Source organism: Agrococcus sp. Marseille-Q4369 (assembly GCF_018308945.1).
Taxonomy (GTDB): Bacteria; Actinomycetota; Actinomycetes; order Actinomycetales; family Microbacteriaceae; genus Agrococcus.
In genome coordinates this window covers 1054923-1073836 of sequence record NZ_CP070501.1, presented here as the reverse complement: position 1 = coordinate 1073836, position 18914 = coordinate 1054923, and the positions used below count along the sequence as shown (strand labels likewise).

Annotated in this window: 21 protein-coding genes; 16 read left to right on the top strand and 5 right to left on the bottom strand. The window is 72.6% G+C overall.

The window, feature by feature from the left end; translation table 11 throughout:
* Positions 1 to 72 precede the first annotated feature (72 nt).
* From JSQ78_RS05425 to JSQ78_RS05415, 3 genes are read right to left on the bottom strand one after another with little or no spacing between them, the layout of a single operon-like run.
* Positions 73 to 1476: a class II fumarate hydratase gene (locus JSQ78_RS05425; RefSeq protein WP_211450006.1), complete on the bottom strand. Its 1404-nt coding sequence runs from the start codon at positions 1474 to 1476 to the stop codon at positions 73 to 75.
* 49 nt (positions 1477 to 1525) lie between these two features.
* Positions 1526 to 2161 carry a DUF4245 family protein gene (locus JSQ78_RS05420; RefSeq protein ID WP_211450004.1) on the bottom strand — a complete coding sequence of 212 codons (636 nt, stop codon included), beginning with the start codon at positions 2159 to 2161 and terminating at the stop codon, positions 1526 to 1528.
* A complete protein-coding gene (locus JSQ78_RS05415; RefSeq protein WP_211450002.1) occupies positions 2158 to 2400 on the bottom strand; it encodes an exodeoxyribonuclease VII small subunit in 243 nt (80 codons plus the stop codon). The genes JSQ78_RS05420 and JSQ78_RS05415 overlap by 4 nt, the downstream gene beginning before the upstream one ends.
* 102 nt (positions 2401 to 2502) lie before the next feature.
* On the opposite strand from JSQ78_RS05415, the gene argE reads away from it, so the two are divergent.
* Positions 2503 to 3693, top strand: coding sequence for an acetylornithine deacetylase (gene argE / locus JSQ78_RS05410; protein WP_249295942.1), 1191 nt, complete (start codon positions 2503 to 2505; stop codon positions 3691 to 3693).
* On the top strand, positions 3690 to 4961 hold the full coding sequence (locus tag JSQ78_RS05405; RefSeq protein WP_211450001.1) for an MFS transporter: 1272 nt from the start codon (positions 3690 to 3692) through the stop codon (positions 4959 to 4961). The genes argE and JSQ78_RS05405 overlap by 4 nt, the downstream gene beginning before the upstream one ends.
* 111 nt (positions 4962 to 5072) lie before the next feature.
* Here JSQ78_RS05405 and xseA read toward each other — a convergent pair whose 3' ends face one another.
* Entirely contained in the window at positions 5073 to 6296 is a 1224-nt protein-coding gene (xseA, locus tag JSQ78_RS05400) for an exodeoxyribonuclease VII large subunit (protein WP_211449999.1), read from the bottom strand.
* 83 nt (positions 6297 to 6379) lie between these two features.
* On the opposite strand from xseA, the gene JSQ78_RS05395 reads away from it, so the two are divergent.
* The 3 genes from JSQ78_RS05395 to JSQ78_RS05385 are packed head-to-tail and all read left to right on the top strand — an operon-like array spanning position 6380 to position 7942.
* Positions 6380 to 7402, top strand: a complete 1023-nt coding sequence (locus JSQ78_RS05395; RefSeq protein ID WP_502756139.1) for a 4-hydroxy-3-methylbut-2-enyl diphosphate reductase — start codon at positions 6380 to 6382, stop codon at positions 7400 to 7402.
* A 44-nt stretch (positions 7403 to 7446) separates the two neighbouring features.
* Positions 7447 to 7758 (top strand): hypothetical protein, encoded by a 312-nt coding sequence (locus JSQ78_RS05390; RefSeq protein ID WP_211449997.1) that lies wholly within the window; start codon positions 7447 to 7449, stop codon positions 7756 to 7758.
* A gap of 4 nt (positions 7759 to 7762) precedes the next feature.
* Positions 7763 to 7942, top strand: coding sequence for a hypothetical protein (locus JSQ78_RS05385; protein ID WP_211449995.1), 180 nt, complete (start codon positions 7763 to 7765; stop codon positions 7940 to 7942).
* Positions 7943 to 7999: 57 nt separating this feature from the next.
* On the opposite strand, the gene fbaA is transcribed toward JSQ78_RS05385, so the two are convergent.
* A complete protein-coding gene (gene fbaA, locus JSQ78_RS05380; RefSeq protein WP_211449993.1) occupies positions 8000 to 9025 on the bottom strand; it encodes a class II fructose-bisphosphate aldolase in 1026 nt (341 codons plus the stop codon).
* Positions 9026 to 9143: 118 nt separating this feature from the next.
* Here fbaA and JSQ78_RS05375 point away from each other — a divergent pair, with 118 nt between their 5' ends.
* The 11 genes from JSQ78_RS05375 to JSQ78_RS05325 all read left to right on the top strand — a co-directional run bounded on the left by JSQ78_RS05375 (position 9144) and on the right by JSQ78_RS05325 (position 18599).
* Positions 9144 to 9749 (top strand): DAK2 domain-containing protein, encoded by a 606-nt coding sequence (locus tag JSQ78_RS05375; protein ID WP_211449992.1) that lies wholly within the window; start codon positions 9144 to 9146, stop codon positions 9747 to 9749.
* Between the two features lie 106 nt (positions 9750 to 9855).
* Positions 9856 to 10842 carry a class II fructose-bisphosphatase gene (gene glpX, locus JSQ78_RS05370; RefSeq protein WP_031223965.1) on the top strand — a complete coding sequence of 329 codons (987 nt, stop codon included), beginning with the start codon at positions 9856 to 9858 and terminating at the stop codon, positions 10840 to 10842.
* Between the two features lie 284 nt (positions 10843 to 11126).
* The gene (locus JSQ78_RS05365; protein WP_211449990.1) at positions 11127 to 12287 is read left to right on the top strand and encodes a heparan-alpha-glucosaminide N-acetyltransferase domain-containing protein; all 1161 of its coding nucleotides are present in this window, start codon (positions 11127 to 11129) and stop codon (positions 12285 to 12287) included.
* Positions 12288 to 12355: 68 nt separating this feature from the next.
* Complete coding sequence (locus JSQ78_RS05360; RefSeq protein ID WP_211450528.1) at positions 12356 to 12706, top strand: ArsR/SmtB family transcription factor; 351 nt, start codon at positions 12356 to 12358, stop codon at positions 12704 to 12706.
* A gap of 2 nt (positions 12707 to 12708) precedes the next feature.
* The gene (locus JSQ78_RS05355; protein ID WP_211449988.1) at positions 12709 to 13749 is read left to right on the top strand and encodes an AMP-binding protein; all 1041 of its coding nucleotides are present in this window, start codon (positions 12709 to 12711) and stop codon (positions 13747 to 13749) included.
* On the top strand, positions 13746 to 14411 hold the full coding sequence (locus JSQ78_RS05350; protein ID WP_211449981.1) for a TetR/AcrR family transcriptional regulator: 666 nt from the start codon (positions 13746 to 13748) through the stop codon (positions 14409 to 14411). The genes JSQ78_RS05355 and JSQ78_RS05350 overlap by 4 nt, the downstream gene beginning before the upstream one ends.
* Complete coding sequence (locus JSQ78_RS05345; protein WP_211449980.1) at positions 14408 to 15154, top strand: 3-hydroxybutyrate dehydrogenase; 747 nt, start codon at positions 14408 to 14410, stop codon at positions 15152 to 15154. Before JSQ78_RS05350 ends, JSQ78_RS05345 begins: the two co-directional genes overlap by 4 nt.
* Positions 15151 to 16095 (top strand): alpha/beta hydrolase, encoded by a 945-nt coding sequence (locus tag JSQ78_RS05340; protein WP_249295939.1) that lies wholly within the window; start codon positions 15151 to 15153, stop codon positions 16093 to 16095. The genes JSQ78_RS05345 and JSQ78_RS05340 overlap by 4 nt, the downstream gene beginning before the upstream one ends.
* Positions 16095 to 16865, top strand: coding sequence for a CoA transferase subunit A (locus JSQ78_RS05335; RefSeq protein ID WP_211449978.1), 771 nt, complete (start codon positions 16095 to 16097; stop codon positions 16863 to 16865). Before JSQ78_RS05340 ends, JSQ78_RS05335 begins: the two co-directional genes overlap by 1 nt.
* A gap of 37 nt (positions 16866 to 16902) precedes the next feature.
* Positions 16903 to 17532, top strand: a complete 630-nt coding sequence (locus tag JSQ78_RS05330; protein WP_211449976.1) for a CoA transferase subunit B — start codon at positions 16903 to 16905, stop codon at positions 17530 to 17532.
* Positions 17529 to 18599 carry an alpha/beta hydrolase gene (locus JSQ78_RS05325; RefSeq protein ID WP_211449975.1) on the top strand — a complete coding sequence of 357 codons (1071 nt, stop codon included), beginning with the start codon at positions 17529 to 17531 and terminating at the stop codon, positions 18597 to 18599. Before JSQ78_RS05330 ends, JSQ78_RS05325 begins: the two co-directional genes overlap by 4 nt.
* Positions 18600 to 18914 lie beyond the last annotated feature (315 nt).

Sequence of the window (18914 nt, the reverse complement as noted above, 5' to 3'; positions counted from 1 at the left end):
GGCGAACTTCCCCGAACCGCGGGTCTCGAGGCTCGAACCGCGCGGTTCGGGGAAGTTCGGTGACCGGGTGGGCTACTTCGCGACGCCCGGGTGCGTCATCGAGAGCAGGTCGAGCGCCTTGTCGAGGTCGGCCTCGGTGAGCTCGCCGCGCTCGACGTAGCCGAGGTCGATGACCGCCTCGCGCACCGTGATGCCCTCCTTGACCGAGTGCTTCGCGATCTTCGCGGCGGCCTCGTAGCCGATGAGGCGGTTGAGCGGCGTGACGATCGACGGGCTCATGCCCGCGAGCGCGGCGGCGCGCTCGAGGTTCGCCTCGAGGCCCGCGATCGTCTTGTCGGCGAGCACGCGCGAGGCGTTCGAGAGCAGCCGGATCGACTCGAGCAGCGCCGTGCCCATCACCGGGATCTGCACGTTGAGCTCGAACGAGCCCGACGCGCCTGCCCACGCGATCGTCGCGTCGTTGCCGATGACGCGCGAGGCGACCATGAGCACGGCCTCCGGCACGACGGGGTTGACCTTGCCCGGCATGATCGACGAGCCCGGCTGCAGGTCAGGGATCGCGACCTCGCCGAGGCCCGTGTTGGGGCCCGAGCCCATCCATCGCAGGTCGTTGTTGATCTTCGTGAGCGAGACCGCGATCGTGCGGAGGGCGCCGGATGCCTCGACGAGGCCGTCGCGGTTCGCCTGCGCCTCGAAGTGGTTGCGAGCCTCGGTGATCGGCAGCCCGCTCGAGGCGGCGATCTCGGCGATGACCTTCTCGGGGAAGCCGAGCGGCGTGTTGATGCCGGTGCCGACGGCCGTGCCGCCCTGCGGCACCTCGGCGACGCGGGGGAGCGCCGCCTCGATGCGCTCGATGCCGTAGCGGATCTGCGCGGCGTAGCCGCCGAACTCCTGGCCGAGCGTGACGGGCGTCGCGTCCATGAGGTGCGTGCGGCCGGGCTTGACGGCGTCGGCCCACAGCGCAGCCTTCTCCTCGAGCGCCTCGGCGAGGTGCTCGAGCGCGGGGATCGCCTGCTCGACGAGCGCGCCGGTGACGGCGATGTGCACCGAGGTCGGGAAGACGTCGTTCGACGACTGCGACGCGTTGACGTGGTCGTTCGGGTGCACGCCCTCGCCGCGGTGCTTCGACGCGAGGTTCGCGAGCACCTCGTTCATGTTCATGTTGGAGGAGGTGCCGGAGCCCGTCTGGTAGGTGTCGACCGGGAACTGGTCGTGGTGCGCGCCGCCGATGACCTCGTCGGCCGCCGCGACGATCGCATCGGCGATCGAGGCCTCGAGGATCCCGAGGTCGCGGTTCGCGATCGCGGCGGCGCGCTTGATGCGCGCGAGCGCGACGATCTGGGCGGGCTCCAGCCCCGAGCCCGAGATGGGGAAGTTCTCGACCGCGCGCTGCGTCTGCGCGGCGTAGAGCGCGTGCTTCGGCACCCGCACCTCGCCCATCGTGTCGTGCTCGATCCGGTACTCGACGTCGTTCACTGCGCTGTGCCTCTCACTCGGGTTCGCCCTGCCGGGCTCGGTTCTCGCGTCACTCGCCGGCCGTGAGCGAAGCGCTCACAGCCTCGGCGAACGCCTGGATCTCGTCGTCGGCGGCGGTGCCGGCGATGACGACGGTGGATGCGTCGTGCTCGGTCGTGAGCACGAACGCGAAGTTCCCTGGGTCGTCGGCGTCGCGCTGGTCGTGCTCGGTCCACGTGAGCCCGCCGACCGTGCGCTCGCCCGTCTGCGGGGCACCGTCGGTCGCGGTGAGCAGCCACGTCGGATTGGCGTCGAGCGCCTGCGTGAACGAGACGAACTGCTCGGCGGGCGTCACGTAGCCGGCATACCAGGTCGTGACGCCGTCGGCGCCGACGCGGATCTCGGCCGCGTTCGAGTCGAAGCCCTCCGGCAGCACCGGCGCGATGAGCGTCGCACCGACGCTCGCCTCGGCCGAGGCGGCAGCGGCGGCGACGTCGACGGGCTCGCGGGGCGGCGGCGATGGCCGCAGCACGACGAGCACCATGACGAGCACGACGCCGAGGCACGCGGCGATCGCGACGAGGAGGTTCGAGAAGGTCTGGTTCTCGCGGTGCCGCCTCGACGCGGCCGCCTTGCGCGCGGCCGTCTCCTCAGGCGTCTCGGGGCGGCCGAGCTCCGCGACGATCCTGGGCTGCTTCGGGCTCATGCCTCGGCGGCCCCCTCGGCGGCCGGCGACCCTGCGGCGCGCGCGGCGTCGAGCCGCGCCTTCGCCCCCTGCAGCCACTGCTCGCAGCGGTCGGCGAGCGCGTTGCCGCGCTCCCAGAGCGCGAGCGACTCCTCGAGCGACGCCCCGCCCGACTCGAGCGCCTGCACGACGCGCACGAGCTCGTCGCGGGCCTGCTCATAGGTCAGCTCTGCGACGGCGTCGCTCGCGGGGGTGGTCACCGCGCCAGTCTACCGCCGGGCCGCCCACGGCGGGCGCCCATGCGGGCGCGATCGGGGGACACCTGCGAGGATCGACCCATCCCCACCGCCGACCGTCAGGACGTGTTCACCGTGCCCTCCGCATCCGCCGCGACCATGGCCGAGACCCTGCGACTGCTCCGATTCGACACCACGAGCCGCGACTCCAACCTGCCGCTCATCGAGCACGTCGCCGCGCGGCTCGGCGAGCTCGGCATCGAGTCGACGCTCGTGCCGAGCCCCGACGGCGCGAAGGCCAACCTGCTCGCGACCATCCCCGCCGCCGACGGCACCGTGCGCGGCGGCATCGTGCTCTCGGGCCACACCGACGTCGTGCCGGTCGACGGCCAGGCGTGGTCGAGCGCGCCGTTCGAGCCCGAGGTGCGGGGCGATCGGCTCTACGCGCGCGGCAGCGCCGACATGAAGTCGTTCCTCGGCGTGCTGCTCGCGAAGGCGCCGGCGATGGCGACCGCGCGGCTCGCCGAGCCCATCCACCTCGCGCTCTCGTACGACGAGGAGGTCGGATGCGTCGGCGCGATCGACCTCGTGGCCGAGATCGAGCGCCGGGGCATCGAGCCCCGCGGCTGCGTCGTGGGGGAGCCGACGAGCATGCGCATCGTGCGCGGCCACAAGTCGATGAACGTCTTCCGCGTCGATGTGCGCGGCGTCGCCGCGCACTCGTCGCTCACGCCGCAGGGCGAGAACGCGATCGTCGCGGCGGCCGAGCTCGTGCGCTTCGTGCAGGGCGTCGCCGACGAGCTGCGCGTCGACGGGCCCTTCGACGAGGGCTACGTCGTGCCGTTCACGACCGTGAGCGTCAACCGCATCGATGGCGGCATCGCCATCAACACGATCCCCGCCGAGTGCACCGTGCACTTCGAGTTCCGCGCGCTCACGACCGTCGACCACGAGGCGCTCGTCGAGCGCTTCCGCGCCGAGTGCCGCCGCATCGAGGCGGGCATGCGCGAGCGGCACCCGGGCGCGAGCGTCACGCTCACGACCACCGCGGCCGCGCCCGGCGTCGACACGCCCGCCGACGCCGACATCGTCGCCCTCGCCGCCGCGTGGGGCGCCGAGCCGAGCGACGACAAGGTCACGTACGGCACCGAGGCCGGGCTCTTCGCCCGGGCCGGCATCCCCACCGTCGTGTGCGGCCCCGGCGACATCGCCCAAGCGCACGCGCCCGACGAGTTCATCGAGCTCGAGCAGATCGCGCGCTGCGAGGCGTTCGTCGACCGGCTCATCGCCGACCTCAGCACGCAGGAGACCGCATGACCGCCACCGTCCAGGCCACTCCCGAGCGGCTCGCCGCCGCGCGGAAGGCCGTGATCTCGAGCTCGATCGGCGCCGCCCTCGAGTGGTTCGACATCATCGTCTACGCGTCGTTCGCGGTCGTCATCACCCGCAACTTCTTCCCCGACGCCGGCGAGTACGGGCTCATCTACACGTTCGCGACCTTCGCGACGACCTATCTCATCCGCCCGCTCGGGGGCATGATCCTCGGCAGCTACGCCGACCGCAAGGGCCGCAAGAACGCGCTGACCCTCACCCTCATGCTCATGATGGTCGGCACGCTGCTGATGGCCGTCGCGCCGACCTACGCGATGGTCGGCGTCTGGGGCGGCGTGATCATCCTGCTCTCGCGCCTCATCCAGGGCTTCTCGGCGGGCGGCGAGTTCGGCACCGCGACGACGTTCCTCATCGAGACGGCGCCGCACAAGAAGATGTTCTACGCCTCGTGGCAGATCGCGGCGCAGGGCGCGTCGATGCTGCTCGCCTCGGCGTTCGGCTTCGCGCTCAACACGTGGCTCTCGGAGGAGGCGCTCAACGACTGGGGCTGGCGCGTGCCGTTCTTCGTCGGCCTGCTCATCGGTCCCGTCGGCCTCTACATCCGCGCCCGGCTCGCGGAGCCCGACGAGCTCGGCGCTCGGGAGCGCCGCAAGTCGCCGCTCGGCTCGCTCTTCCGCGAGCACTGGGGCCGACTGCTCGCCGGCTCGGCCGTCATCGGCGTCGCGACCATCTCGGTCTACATGATCCTCTACATGCCGACGTTCGCGATCACGAACCTCGGCATCCCGCCGACCGCCGCCTACCTCGGCGGCGTCGTGGCGGGCACGATCACGATCTTCGGCTCGCCCTACGTCGGTCGGCTCGCCGACCGGGTCGGCCCGGCGCGCATCATGACGTGGGCGGCGATCGCGGCGCTCGTGCTCGCGTGGCCGATCTTTCAGATCATCGTGGGCCTGCAGAGCGTCGCCGGCCTCGTGATCGCGATCGGCCTGCTCGGCATCATCATGACGTTCTACTTCGCGCCGCTGCCGGGACTGCTCTCGAACATGTTCCCCGCGGAGGTGCGCGGCACTGGCCTCTCGGTCACCTACAACGTCGGCGTCACGGTGCTCGGCGGCATCGCGCCGCTCGTGCTCACCTGGCTGCTCGAGGTCACCGGCAACCTCAACACCCCGAGCATCTACTACATGGCGATCGCGGTGCTCTCGCTCGTCGGCCTGCACTTCGTGCGACGGCACTACCGCCTCGCGTGAGGCGGCGGCCGCTCACGCCTCGGCGTGGGCGGCCAGCACCACCGCCTACGCCTCGGCGTGGGCGGCCAGCACCACCGCCTACGCCTCGGCGTGGGCGGCCAGCACCACCGCCTACGCCTCGGCGTGGGCGGCCAGCACCTCGGCGTCGACGGTGCCGCGCGCGAGCGTCACGAGCAGGCCGTCGCCGGCCGCGAGCGCTGCCGCGTCGCGGACGACCGAGCCCGCCCGCGTCTGCACGACCGCGTAGCCGCGATCGAGCGTCGCCTGCGGGCTGAGCGCCCTGAGCGTCTGCTTGAGGTAGTCGAGCCGCTGGTGGGCGACGTCGACGAGGCGCGCGGCGAGCTCATCCGAGCGCGCCGTGAGCCGCGCGAGGTCCTCCTCGCGCGCGTCGACGATCGACTCGGGGCGCGCGAGCGCCGGGCGCGAGCGGACGGCCTCGAGCCGCTCCGCCTCGCGAGCGACGTGCTGGGTGACGCGCTGCCGCAGCTGCGCCCGCGCCTGCGCGATGCGGGCGAGCTCCTCCGCGACATCCGGCACGACCCGCTTCGCCGCATCCGTCGGCGTCGAGGCCCGCAGATCGGCCACGTCGTCGAGCAGCGGCCGGTCGGCCTCGTGCCCGATCGCCGAGACGACCGGCGTCGTCGCCGCCGCGACCGCGCGCACGAGCCGCTCGTCGCTGAAGCCGAGCAGGTTCTGGAAGTCGCCGCCGCCGCGGGCGATGATGATGACGTCGACCTCGGGGTCGGCCTCGAGCCGCTCGAGCGCCGCGAGCACGGTCGGCACCGTCGCATCGCCCTGCACCGCGGCGTGCTCCACGCGGAACTCGACACCCGGCCAGCGCAGCTGGGCGTTCCGCAGCACGTCCTTCTCGGCGTCGGAGTCCCGGCCCGTGATGAGGCCGATGCGCCCCGGCAGGAACGGGAGCGGGCGCTTCCGCGAGGCGTCGAAGAGCCCCTCGGCGGCGAGCGAGCGGCGCAGCGCCTCGAGCCGCGCGAGCAGGTCGCCGAGCCCGACGTGGCGGATCTGCTGCGTGATCATCGAGAGCGTGCCGGCGCGCGGCCAGTAGTCGGGCTTGACGAGCAGCACGACGCGGTCGCCCTGGCCGAAGTCGCCCTCGATGCGCGCGAGCGTCGAGCTCCAGACGTTGAACGCGACGGTCGAGTCGCCCAAGACGTCCTTGAGCTTGCCGAAGACGTTGCCGCGCGAGGCCGACCACTGCGTGATCTCGCCCTCGACCCACAGGTGGCCGAGCCGGCCGATGTACGACTTCAGCTCCGCGCCGAGCCGGTCGACGCTCCACGGCTCGTCCGGCGTGCCCGTGATCCGCTCGGCCATCGCGCTCCTCTCGCGGCCGCCCCACGTCGAGCCCGGGGGCCGGGGCAGCCCATAGGTGGGCATCGTAGACTGGCCCGGTGACGATCACGAACGGCAGAGTGCCCCTCGACGCCCCGCGTCCGGTGCTCCGTCGGGGTCGCCTGCAGGCCGTCCCGACCGACGCGCCCAAGCGCATCCTGCTCGCCACGCCGCGCGGCTACTGCGCCGGCGTCGACCGTGCGGTGCTCGCGGTCGAGAAGGCGCTCGAGCAGTACGACGAGCCCATCTACGTGCGCAAGGAGATCGTGCACAACAAGCACGTCGTCTCGTCGCTCGAGGCGGAGGGCGCGATCTTCGTCGACGAGGTGGATGCGGTGCCCGAGGGCGCGCGCGTCATCTTCAGCGCACACGGGGTGAGCCCCGCCGTCGTGCAGGCCGCCGAGGACCGCGGGCTCTCCGCGATCGACGCGACGTGCCCGCTCGTGACGAAGGTGCACCGCGAGGCCGTGCGCTTCGCGCGCGACGACTTCGAGATCCTGCTCGTCGGCCACGAGGGCCACGAGGAGGTCGAGGGCACCGCGGGTCACGCGCCCGATCGGGTGACGATCGTCAACAACCCCGACGAGGCCGACACCGTGCAGGTGCAGAACCCCGACAAGCTCGTGTGGCTCAGCCAGACGACGCTCTCGGTCGACGAGACGATGGAGACGGTGCGGCGGCTGCGCGCGCGCTTCCCCAACCTGCAGGACCCGCCGAGCGACGACATCTGCTACGCGACGCAGAACCGCCAGGTCGCGGTGAAGAAGATCGCGCCCGAGACCGATCTCGTGATCGTCGTCGGCAGCGCCAACTCCTCCAACTCGGTGCGGCTCGTCGAGGTCGCGCTCGAGCACGGCGCGAAGGCGGCGCACCGCGTCGACTTCTCGACCGAGATCCAGCAGGAGTGGCTCGAGGGCGTGCGCACGATCGGCGTCACGAGCGGTGCGAGCGTGCCCGAGGGCCTCGTGCGCGAGGTGCTCATGGAACTCGAGGACGCCGGCTTCGGCGACATCACCGAGGTGCGCACCGCCGAGGAGGACCTCATCTTCTCGCTGCCCAAGGAGCTGCGGCCGAGCCGTCGGGGCTGACCGACTTCCTGGCGTCATCCAGCCTGCATGGATACGCTCGCCGCATGGCAGACGTGCAGCAGGACGACCAGTGGGCCGAGCAGATGGCTGAGGGCGAGGACTTCGACGAGTCGATGGGCGACCCGGCGGACGACGACCGCGTGCTGGCCACCGACGAGCTCGACGAGATCGGCGACGACGACGCCCCCGAGGGCGCCGAGTCGCGCGACGAGGAGTGGGAGGGCGACGACCCCGCCGACATCCCCGACGAGCACGGCGGCACGCAGGCCGGCGTCGACTCCGACGACAACGGCGTCGACGACACGACGATGCCCGAGGGCACCGACAGCATCATCGATGCGGGCGATTGGGAGTAGCACCATGGCGGAGCGACGGGGCTTCATGGCACGGCTCAAGCGGTTCTGGCAGGGCCTGACCGGCTCGGGCGTGCAGACGTACGGCGACGACGCGCTGCCGGGCGCCCACGACGGCGATCCCGCGGCGCAGGCCAACGCCGAGATCCAGCTCCGCAACCGGCTGCAGTTCGGCACGAAGCACTGAGCTCTCCAGAGACATGACGATGGGCCCCGCCGCGGCGGGGCCCATCGTCGTGTCTGCCTACTTGCTCGACCAGCCGGCCGAGCCGAGCTGCTGCGTCGCCTCGACGACGCGCTGCGCCATCGCCGACTCGGCCGTCTTGCCCCACGAGCGGGGGTCGTAGACCTTCTTGTTGCCGACCTCGCCGTCGATCTTCAGCACGCCGTCGTAGTTCGAGAACATGCTGCCCGCGACGGAGCGCGTGTACGCGTACTGCGTGTCGGTGTCGATGTTCATCTTCACGACGCCGTTCCGCACCGCCTCGGCGATCTCCTCGTCGCTCGAGCCCGAGCCGCCGTGGAAGACGAGGTCGAGCGGCTTCGCATGCGTCCCGTACTTCTCGGCGAGGCCCGCCTGGATCTCACCCAGCAGCTCGGGGCGCAGCTTGACGTTGCCCGGCTTGTAGACGCCGTGCACGTTGCCGAACGTGAGCGCCGCCATGTAGCGGCCGTGCTCGCCGAGGCCGAGCGCCTCGACCGTCGCGATCGCGTCGTCGAGCGTCGTGTAGAGCTGGTCGTTGATCTCGTGGCTCACGCCGTCCTCCTCGCCGCCGACGACGCCGATCTCGACCTCGAGCACCTGGCCGAGCGCGTGCGTGCGGGGGAGGATCTGCTTCGCGATCTCGAGGTTCTCCTCGAGGGGCACCGCCGAGCCGTCCCACATGTGCGACTGGAAGAGCGGCGCGCGACCTGCGCGCACCTCCTCCTCGCTCGCCTCGAGCAGCGGCATGACGAAGCCGTCGAGCGCGTCCTTCGGGCAGTGGTCGGTGTGCAGCGCGACGGTGATGGGGTAGGCCTTCGCGACCTCGGTGGCGAAGCGCGCGAACGCGATCGCCCCGCCCGCGCGGTTCTTGACGCTCTGGCCGGCGAAGTAGTCGGCGCCGCCCGTCGTGACCTGGATGATGCCGTCGGAGCCGGCCTCGGCGAGCCCCTGCAGCACGGCGTTGATCGTCGAGGAGGATGAGACGTTGATGGCGGGGTAGGCGAAGGCGTTCGACTTCGCCTTGTCGAGCATCTCGGCGTACTGCTCGGGCGTTGCGACGGGCATCGTGCGGCTCCTGACTCGTCTGTGGCGCGAGCCGCCAGGCGCGGCGTCGCGGGATCGGTCTCAGTCTAGGCTTCAGGCATCCGCCGGGGGCGAGCCCCGCGGCTCGAGGAGGGTCAGCATGCAGCACGACGACATCGTCCGCGCGGCGCTCGACCGCATCGTCGCGGCGCTCGCGGAGGCGAGCGACGACCTCGACGGGCTCGACGCCGTCGCGAGCGACGGCAACCACGGCCAGCACATGCTCTCGGGCGCGACGGCCGCGCGCGACGCGGCCGCGGGCGCTCCCGCGGGCGCAGCGCTCTCGGACGCCGCCGAGGCGTGGCGCGCCGGCGCGGGCTTCTCCAACCCGCTGTGGGGCACCGTGCTCGGCGCCGCAGCCTCCGTCGAGCGGCAGGGGCCGGTCGCGATGATCGACGCGGCGCTCGCGGCGCTCCACGGCATGACCGACGCGAACGTCGGCGACAAGTCGGTCGTCGACACGCTCGTGCCCGCCCTCGACGACGCACGCGACCACCTCGTGCGCGGCGAGACGGTCACGGTCGCGGCCGCGCGCGCGGCGGGCATCGCCGAGGAGGCCGCGCTCGAGACGGCCGCGCTCGAGGCGCGCTTCGACGCATCCAATCCCGACATCGGCTACCCCGACCCCGGCGCCACCTCGTCGGCGGTCATCCTCGGGGCGCTCGCCGCGACGATCGCCGAGCTGAGCGAGGATGCCGACGCGTGACGCGCGGGCGTGCCGCGCCCGCATGGCCGGGCCAACGCATCCGCATCACTAGGCTCAAGGGCAAGGCCAACCGATGGAGGACACCGTGGCGACCAGCTCCGATTCGATGACGGCACCGGTCTTCGAGCACCCCGACCGCAACCTCGCGATGGAGCTCGTGCGGGCGACCGAGGCGGCGGCGATCCGCGCGGTGCCGTGGATCGGGCGCGGCGACAAGAACGCCGCCGACGGTGCCGCGGTCAACGCGATGCGCACGTTCCTCGCGACCGTCGCGTTCGACGGCGTCGTCGTGATCGGCGAGGGGGAGAAGGACGAGGCGCCGATGCTCTTCAACGGCGAGCACGTCGGCAACGGCCGCGGCCCCTCGTGCGACATCGCCGTCGACCCCATCGACGGCACGTCGCTCACCGCGGCCGGCCGCCAGAACGCGCTGAGCGTCATCGCGGTCGCCGATCGCGGCACGATGTACGACCCGGTCGACGCCTTCTACATGGACAAGCTCGTCGCCGGTCCAGAGGCGCACGGCGTCATCTCGCTCGAGCAGTCGATCGGCGACAACCTGCGCGAGCTCGCTCGCGCGAAGGGCAAGGACGTCGGCGAGATGGTCGTCGCGATCCTCGACCGGCCGCGCCACGCGCAGCTCATCGACGAGATCCGCTCGGCGGGCGCCGGCACGCGCCTCATGCGCGACGGCGACGTCGCCGGCGGCATCAACGCTGCGCGCTGGGAGACCCGCATCGACATGTGCGTCGGCGCGGGCGGCACGCCCGAGGGCGTCATCACCGCGTGCGCGATCAAGGCGCTCGGCGGCTTCATGGAGGGCCGCCTCGCGCCGCAGAGCGACGAGGAGCACCGCAAGGTCGTCGCGGCGGGGCACGACCTCGACCGCGTGCTGGGGCTGAACGACCTCGTCGCGAGCGACAACACGTACTTCGTCGCGACGGGGGTCACCGACGGGCAGCTGCTCGACGGCGTGCGCCGCAAGGGGCCGCTCATCCGCACGGAGTCGCTCGTGCTGCGCTCGAAGACCGGCACCGCGCGCCGCGTCATCGCCGAGCACCGCAGCGACAAGTGGCTCGAGTCGAAGGCCTGATCGCCTGAGCCGCTGCCTGACGACTCGACCGCTTCTCGCCGAGTAGAGCCGTTGCAGCGGGTCGAGTGGGCGAGAACGGGTCGACTCGCTGCCGGAAGCGGTCGGGTCGCCGAGAGCGGGTCGAGTCCGCGCGAACGGGTCCGGTCGTGGCACGAGAGCAGCCTGAGTCGCGAATGCGTGAGTCGCCGTCCGACGCCCGAGACGGGCGTCGGCGCTGGGGTCGCGGCGGAGACCCGAAAGGGTCTCCGCCCCTAGCTCCACCGCGCGTGCGGCACGATGGTGCCGTGGCCGGCACGCGACTCGTGGGCATCGACCTCGCGCGGCTCGCGGCCGTCGCGGGGATGATGGCGGCGCACACCGTCCTCTGGGAAGAGCCGGCGCCGGGCGTCGTCGCACTCGTCGACGGACCGCCGTCGACGCTGTTCGCCGTGCTGGGCGGTGTGAGCGTCGTGCTCGCCGCGCGGCAGCGGCTCGCGGCGGGGGATCGGCGGGGCGCGATCCGCTCGACGCTCGCGCGCGGCGCGGTCGTCGCCGTGCTCGGCGTCCTCGTGGCGCCGCTCGCGACCGCGGTCTTCGTCGTGCTCGTGCCCTTCGGCGTCTCCATCGCGCTCGCCGGGCTGCTGCTGACGCTGCCGTCGTGGGCGATCGCCGCGCTCGCGGCGGCGCTGTGGGCGGCGGGCGGCTCGCTCGCGGCGATCGCCCGCGAGAGCCTGCCCGCTGAGCTCGTCGAGCCCGAGGGGCCCGGCGACGCGTTGCTCGCCGCCGCGGTCGACGTCGTGCTCACGGGCGTCTACCCGGTCGTGACCTGGCTCGCGTACCTGCTGATCGGCATGCTCCTCGCCCGCGCGCTGCTCGCCGCCCGCGCGCGGGGCCGCGAGCGGCGGGCGCTCGCCGCGATCGGTGCGATCGGCGCGGCGCTCATCGCGGCCGGCGTCGCGGCGAGCGAGCTCGGCCTGCGGCTCGTCGCCGAGACGGTGCTCGAGCTGCCGGTCGCGGCGGTGCGCGACTCGATCCTCATGAACGGCTACGGTGCCGCGCAAGGCGCCGAGCCCGCCTGGCAGCTCGTCGCCGCGCCCCACACCGGCACCCCCGCCGACATGGCACGCACCGTCGGCATCGGGCTCGTCGCGATCGCGCTCCTCGGCCTGCTCGCGACATCCCTCCCGGCTGCCGCGCTCCGCGTGCTCGAGCCGCTCCGCGCCGCCGGCGCCGCGCCCCTCACGATCTACGTCGTGCACGTCGTGCTGCTCTCGACGCTCGCGCTCGCCGAGCCGGAGCTCTCGCTCGGCTGGGGCGCGTGGGCGGCGCAGCTCGGCATCGCGATCGCGATCGGCGCGATCCTCGCGGTGACGCGCAGTCGCGGACCGCTCGAGCGGCTCGTCGGCGCCGCGGCGACGCGAGCCGCGGGGGAGCGCGAACGCCCCGCGACGACGCCGAGCGAGTGACGCATCCGCCTCTTGACGTGTCGGTCGCGCAGTCGTACATTGCTAGGTGGTTATAGAACTGGGTGGTGATGGAAATGCGAGAGCAGCGGCTCGACGACGAGCAGCTCGACCGCATCTTCGCAGCGCTCTCCGACCGCACTCGCCGCCGCATCCTGCTGCGGCTGCGGTCGGGGCCCGCGACCGTCACCGAGCTCACCGCGCTCGCCGGGCTCAGCCAGCCGGCCGTCTCGAAGCACTGCAAGGTGCTCGAGGAGGCCGGCCTCGTCCGAGCCGAGCGCGACGCGCAGCGCATCCCCCGCATCATCGAGCTCGCGCCGCTCATCCGCGCTGCCGTCTTCGTCTCGCAGTTCGAGGTCCAGGTCGATGCCCGACGCGACCGCCTCGAGTCGCACCTCCAGTCGGGAAGCGACAAGGAGTGACCATGAAGACCCGATTCACCATGCCCGACGACACCTCCATCGCCTACGAGCGCGACTTCCGCGCCCCGGCCGCCGAGGTCTGGCGGGCCTACACCGAGCCCGAGATCGTGCGCTCGTGGCTGCTCGGCCCCGACCCCGAGACCGAGTTCCCCGTGTTCCCCGTGTGCGAGATGGACATGCGCACCGGCGGCTCGTTCCGCTGGGTGTGGGTCGACGCCGCGGGCGAGCTCGGGATCGCCGGCGAGGTGCTCGAGGCCGACGAGCGGCACCGCGTGACCGCGACCATGGGCGTGCCGACGACCTACCGCGCGCTCGTCCAGCACCCCGACTTCCTCGCGTGCGACCTCTCGAGCCTCAAGGCCGCGATCGTCGGCGGCGGCATGCTCGACCCGCGCGCGACCGAGCTGCTGCGCAGCCACGGCGTGCCCGTGCGGCAGGGCTACGGGCTCACCGAGGCGGCGCCGAACGTTTCGCTCGCGCGCGACGAGGGCGACGACGGCACCGCCGGCCGCCCCTACCCGCACGTCGACGTCGCCTTGCTCGTCGACGGCCGCGTGCAGTCGGCGCCGGGGCGCGGCGAGCTGCTCGTGCGCGGGCCCGCCGTCTTCCAGGGCTACTTCCGCGACCCCGAGGCGACCGCCGAGGCGCGGTGCGGGTCGTGGCTGCGCACGGGCGACCTCGTCGAACGCGACGCGGCCGGCCGCATCCGCGTCGTCGACCGGATGAAGGACATCGTGCGCTCGGGCGCCGAGTCGATCGCGCCCATCGAGGTCGAGCTCGCGCTGCTCGAGCACCCCGCGGTCGCCGAGGCGGCCGTCGCGGGCGTGCCGAGCGAGCGCTGGGGCGAGGAGGTCGTCGCGTGGCTCGTGCTCGAGGGGGTGGCGACCGAGGAGGACCTGCGCGGGCACCTCGACGGCCGCATCGCCGACTTCAAGCACCCCAAGCGCTTCGTGGTCGTCGACGGCATCCCGCGCACGAGCACGGGCAAGCCGCTCCGCCGCGCGCTCGCCGCGTCGCTCGAGCAGCAAGGAGCGGTGTCATGAACCAGCCGCGGACGAAGCGCGGCGAGCAGACGAAGGCGAAGCTGCTCGCGGCCGCCGAGGGCGTCTTCGCCGAGCAGGGCTACCAGGCCGCCTCGATCGCGCGCATCACCGAGCGCGCGAGCGTCGCGCAAGGCACGTTCTACCTCTACTTCGAGTCGAAGCTCGACCTCTTCGAGCAGCTCGTCGACGACCTCAACCGGCGCGTGCGGAAGGCGATGAGCGACGGCGCGGCGCGCGGCTCGAACCGCGCCGAGGCCGAGCGCGAGGGCTTCCGCGAGTTCTTCGCCTTCACCGCCGAGCACCCCGCGCTCTACCGCGTCGTGCGCGAGGCCGAGTTCGTCTCGCCCGGCGCGATGCGCGCGCACTACGAGCGCATCGTCGAGGGCTACCGAGAGGGCCTCGAGCGCGCCCGCGCCGCCGGCGAGATCGGCGACGTCGACCCCGAGGTCGCCGCGTGGGCGCTCATGGGCGTCGGCGAGATGATCGGGATGCGCTACGTGCTGTGGCCGACGGGGGACGACGGCGCGTACGGCACCGGCGCGACACCCGTGCCCGACGATGTGTTCGACGAGATGGTGGCGTTCGTGCAGCGCGCGCTCGGCACCGCCCCGTCGCAGTTGACCGCTGCCGCCACCGCGGCTCCAACCCAGGAGGACTCATGAGCACGCTCTCCGGCCGCAGGGCCGTCATCACGGGCGGCGCCGCGGGCATCGGCGCCGCGATCGCCCGCTCGTTCGCCGCGGAGGGCGCGCACGTGGTGATCGCCGACCGCGACGCCGCCGCCGCCGAGTCGCTCGCGACCGAGCTCGGCGGCGAGTCGTGGGAGGTCGACCTCCTCGCCGTCGCCTCGCTCGAGTCGCTCTCGCTCGAGGCCGACATCCTCGTGAACAACGCGGGCATCCAGCGCGTCGCCCCGATCGAGAGCTACGAGCCCGAGATGTGGCGGCGCATCCACACCCTCATGCTCGAGGCGCCGTTCCTGCTCATCCGCGCGGCGCTCCCGGGGATGTACGAGCGCGGCTTCGGCCGCATCCTCAACCTCTCGAGCGTGCACGGCCTGCGCGCATCCGCCTTCAAGTCGGCCTACGTCGCCGCGAAGCACGGGCTCGAGGGGCTCTCGAAGGTCACGGCGCTCGAGGGCGCCCCGCACGGCGTCACCTCGAACTGCATCAACCCCGGCTACGTGCGCACCGCGCTCGTCGAGGCGCAGATCGCCGACCAGGCGAAGACGCACGGCATCCCCGAGGCCGACGTGCTCGAGAAGGTCATGCTCACCGAGGCCGCCGTGAAGCGCCTCGTCGAGCCCGAGGAGGTCGCGTCGCTCGCGACCTGGCTCGCCGGCCCGCACGCGGGCATGGTCACGGGCACCTCGTACGTCATGGATGGCGGCTGGAGCGCCCGGTGACGACCGCGACCGATGCACCCGCCTCGGCGGAGCAGCCGCTGCGCGTCGCCGTCGACGGCGGCGAGCTCGCCGCGACCGTGTGGCGGGCGGATGCGCCGGGCACGCCCGTCGTCGCCATCCACGGGATCACGGCCAACCACCGCTCGTTCTCGCCGCTCGCCGAGCGCCTGGGCGCGCCCGTGCTCGCCGTCGACCTGCGCGGCCGCGGCGGCTCGCGCGCGCTGCCCGCGCCGTTCGGCATGGTGCAGCACGCCGAGGACGTCGCCGCGGCGATGCGCGCGGCAGGCTTCGCGCGAGCGATCATCGTCGGCCACTCGATGGGCGCCCACGTCGCGACCCGGCTCGCGAGCGCCCATCCCGAGCTCGTCGCGTCGCTCGTGCTCGTCGACGGCGGCCTGCCGCTGCGCCCAGCCCCCGAGGGCTCGGACCTGAGCCCTGAGGACGTGCTCGGACCGGCGATCGAGCGGCTGCGGATGACGTTCCCCGACACAGCCGCCTACCGCGACTTCTGGCGGCAGCACCCGGCCTTCGGGCCCTACTGGAGCCCGGCGATCGAGGAGTACGTCGACTACGACCTCGTGCCCGACGAGCGGGAGGAGTCGGAGGGCTTCGCGCTGCGGCCCTCGGCGAACCCCGACGCGGTCGTCGCGAACCTCGTCGAGCTCGACGGCCGCGGCGGCTACACCGAGGCCCTCGAGGCCCTCGAGGCGCCGATCGCGCTGCTGCGGAGCCCGCGCGGCCTGTTCGACGAATCGCCGGGCCTCTACGATGACGAGTGGCTCGCGACGTGGCGGTCGCGGCTGCCCGGACTCGAGGTCGACGACGTCGAGGACACCAATCACTACACGATCCTGATGGGCTCGGGCGTCGACGCGGTCGCGGCCGTCGTCGCGCGCCTGCAGGCAGCGGGGCAGGGATCCCGCACGGAAGGGGCACGCTGATGGCGATCGACAAGACCTACGGCTCGGCGGCGGAGGCTGTCGCCGACATCCAGGACGGAGCGACCCTCGCGGTCGGCGGCTTCGGCCTCTCCGGCAACCCGATGGCGCTCATCCGCGCGCTCGAGGAGCGGGGCGTCAAGCACCTGGGGGTGGTCTCGAACAACTGCGGCGTCGACGACTGGGGGCTCGGCCTGCTGCTGCGCGGCGGCCAGATCGACAAGATGACCTCGTCCTACGTCGGCGAGAACAAGGAGTTCGAGCGCCGCTACCTCACGGGCGAGCTCGAGCTCGAGCTCACGCCGCAAGGCACGCTCGCCGAGAAGCTCCGCGCCGGCGGCTCCGGCATCGCCGCGTTCTACACGCGCACGGGCGTCGGCACGCAGGTGCAGGAGGGCGGGCTCCCGCAGCTGTACAACGCCGACGGCACGGTCGCCAAGGCATCCGCCCCCAAGCCCACCGCGACGTTCGACGTCGACGGCGAGCCGCGGGAGTTCGTGCTCGAGGAGGCCATCACGACCGACTTCTCGCTCGTGCACGCGCTGCGCGGCGACCGGCACGGCAACCTCGTCTTCAACAAGGCCGCCCGCCAGTTCTCGCCGCCCGCGGCGATGGCGGGGCGCATCTGCATCGCGCAGGTGGAGGAGCTCGTCGAGCCGGGCGAGATCGACCCGGATGCGGTGCACCTGCCGGGCGTGTTCGTGCACCGGATCATCGAGGTCGGCACCGACATCGAGAAGCGCATCGAGCGCCGCACGGTGCGAGAAGACTGACCGCGAGAAGACTGAGACGGGCGAGAGGAGACCAGCCATGGCACTGACCCGCAACGAGATGGCCGCGCGCGCAGCGAAGGAGCTCGAGGACGGCATGTACGTCAACCTCGGCATCGGGCTGCCGACGCTCGTGCCGAACTACGTGCCCGACGACGTGACCGTCGTGCTGCAGAGCGAGAACGGCATCCTGGGCGTCGGGCCCTACCCGACCGAGGATGCGGTCGACCCCGACCTCATCAACGCCGGCAAGGAGACCGTGACGACGCTCCCGGGCACGTCGTTCTTCGACTCGGCGACGTCGTTCGCGATGATCCGCGGCGGCAAGATCGACGCCGCGATCCTCGGCGCGATGCAGGTGTCGGCCTCGGGCGACATCGCCAACTGGATGATCCCCGGCAAGATGGTCAAGGGCCCCGGCGGCGCGATGGACCTCGTGCACGGCGCCGCGAAGGTCATCGTGCTCATGGAGCACACGGCGAAGGACGGCTCGGCGAAGATCCTGAACGCGTGCTCGCTGCCGCTCACGGGCAAGGGCGTCGTCGACCGCATCATCACCGACCTCGCGGTGCTCGACGTGACGCCCGAGGGGCTGCGGCTCGTCGAGCTCGCGCCGGGCGTGACGATCGAGGAGGTGCGCGCGAAGACCGAGCCGGAGATCCTCGAGTGACGACGATCCTCGCGGGGATCGAGCAGTCGAGCGTCCGCACGGAGCGGCTCGCCGCATCCGTGGTCCGCCGCGAGGTCGCGGGGCGCGAGGATGAGCGACCCGTCGTGCTCATCCACGGCAACGTGTCGTCGTCGCTCTTCTTCCAGCCGCTCATGCTCGCCCTGCCGCGGCCGTCGATCGCGATCGACCTGCGCGGCTACGGCGACAGCGAGACGCTGCCGGTCGATGCGACGCGGGGCCTTCGCGACTTCGCCGACGACGTCGCGTCGGTCATGGATGCGCTCGGCATCGCCGATGCGCACCTGCTCAGCTGGTCGATGGGCGGCGGCGTCGTCATGCAGCTCATGCTCGACCGGCCCGACCTCATCCGCTCGGTGACGCTCATGGCGCCCGTGCCGCCGCACGGCTTCGGCACGCGGCTCGACGGCTCGCGCTGCACGCCGGATGCGGCGGGCACCGGCGGCGGGGGAGCGAACCCCGACTTCGTCGCGAGGCTCGAGGCGGGCGACGCAACCGACGAGGCGCCGACGAGCCCGCGGAGCGTCTTCCGCTCGAGCTACGTCGCGCCCGGCTTCGCCGACGAGCACGAGGACCTCTGGGTCGAGTCGATGCTCTCGACGAAGACGGGGCTCGACAACCAGCCGGGCGACGGGGTCGCGTCGGAGTCGTGGCCGGGCTTCGCGCCCGGCACGCGCGGCATCCTCAACACGATGTCGGCGGTGCACCTCGACCTCAGCGGCATCGTGGGCATCGAGCGCAAGCCTGCGATCCTGTGGGTGCGTGGCGCGCACGACCCGATCGTCTCGGACGAGTCGTTCTTCGACTTCAACACGCTCGGCAAGCACGGCGTCGTTCCTGGCTGGCCGGGCGAGGAGGCGGCGCCGCCCCAGCCGATGATCGCGCAGACGCGGCGAGTGCTCGACGAGTACGCCGCGGCGGGCGGCTCGTACGAGGAGGTCGTCTTCGAGACGGCGGGCCACTCGCCCCACATCGAGGAGCCGGAGCGGTTCCGCGAGGCGTTCCTGCGCCACATCGAGGCGCACGACGGGACCGTCGCCGCCGGCTGAACCGCTGCTCAGCGGCGGAGCACGAGCCCCGGTCTCGGCAAGACGTCGGCGCGTGCTCGATGCTCCCGAGCACGACCGTGCCGCTCGAGCAGCGCGCGGAGGCGGCGCTCGGTCAGCATGGGCGGGCGTCGACGGCGCCGAGGTGGTCGGGCGGATGGCTCGACCGCCGGCTCGCCGCCGGGCTCGGGGAGCTCGGGCAGCTTCACCGCGAGCGGTGCCGGTGCGGCTGCTTCGAGGCTTCGCGGCTGCTCGGGCGGTGTCTGCAGGCCCGCGAACGAGAGGCCGGCGAACGAAAGGGCCGCGGTGCGGGTGCGG

Coding starts and splice junctions, on each gene's coding strand:
- JSQ78_RS05420 (WP_211450004.1), bottom strand. CDS start 2,161: ATGAGCCCGAAGCAGCCCAGGATCGTCGCGGAGCTCGGCCGCCCCGAG.
- JSQ78_RS05405 (WP_211450001.1), top strand. CDS start 3,690: ATGACCGCCACCGTCCAGGCCACTCCCGAGCGGCTCGCCGCCGCGCGG.
- xseA (WP_211449999.1), bottom strand. CDS start 6,296: ATGGCCGAGCGGATCACGGGCACGCCGGACGAGCCGTGGAGCGTCGAC.
- JSQ78_RS05390 (WP_211449997.1), top strand. CDS start 7,447: ATGGCAGACGTGCAGCAGGACGACCAGTGGGCCGAGCAGATGGCTGAG.
- JSQ78_RS05385 (WP_211449995.1), top strand. CDS start 7,763: ATGGCGGAGCGACGGGGCTTCATGGCACGGCTCAAGCGGTTCTGGCAG.
- fbaA (WP_211449993.1), bottom strand. CDS start 9,025: ATGCCCGTCGCAACGCCCGAGCAGTACGCCGAGATGCTCGACAAGGCG.
- JSQ78_RS05375 (WP_211449992.1), top strand. CDS start 9,144: ATGCAGCACGACGACATCGTCCGCGCGGCGCTCGACCGCATCGTCGCG.
- glpX (WP_031223965.1), top strand. CDS start 9,856: ATGACGGCACCGGTCTTCGAGCACCCCGACCGCAACCTCGCGATGGAG.
- JSQ78_RS05360 (WP_211450528.1), top strand. CDS start 12,356: ATGGAAATGCGAGAGCAGCGGCTCGACGACGAGCAGCTCGACCGCATC.
- JSQ78_RS05355 (WP_211449988.1), top strand. CDS start 12,709: ATGAAGACCCGATTCACCATGCCCGACGACACCTCCATCGCCTACGAG.
- JSQ78_RS05350 (WP_211449981.1), top strand. CDS start 13,746: ATGAACCAGCCGCGGACGAAGCGCGGCGAGCAGACGAAGGCGAAGCTG.
- JSQ78_RS05345 (WP_211449980.1), top strand. CDS start 14,408: ATGAGCACGCTCTCCGGCCGCAGGGCCGTCATCACGGGCGGCGCCGCG.
- JSQ78_RS05335 (WP_211449978.1), top strand. CDS start 16,095: ATGGCGATCGACAAGACCTACGGCTCGGCGGCGGAGGCTGTCGCCGAC.
- JSQ78_RS05330 (WP_211449976.1), top strand. CDS start 16,903: ATGGCACTGACCCGCAACGAGATGGCCGCGCGCGCAGCGAAGGAGCTC.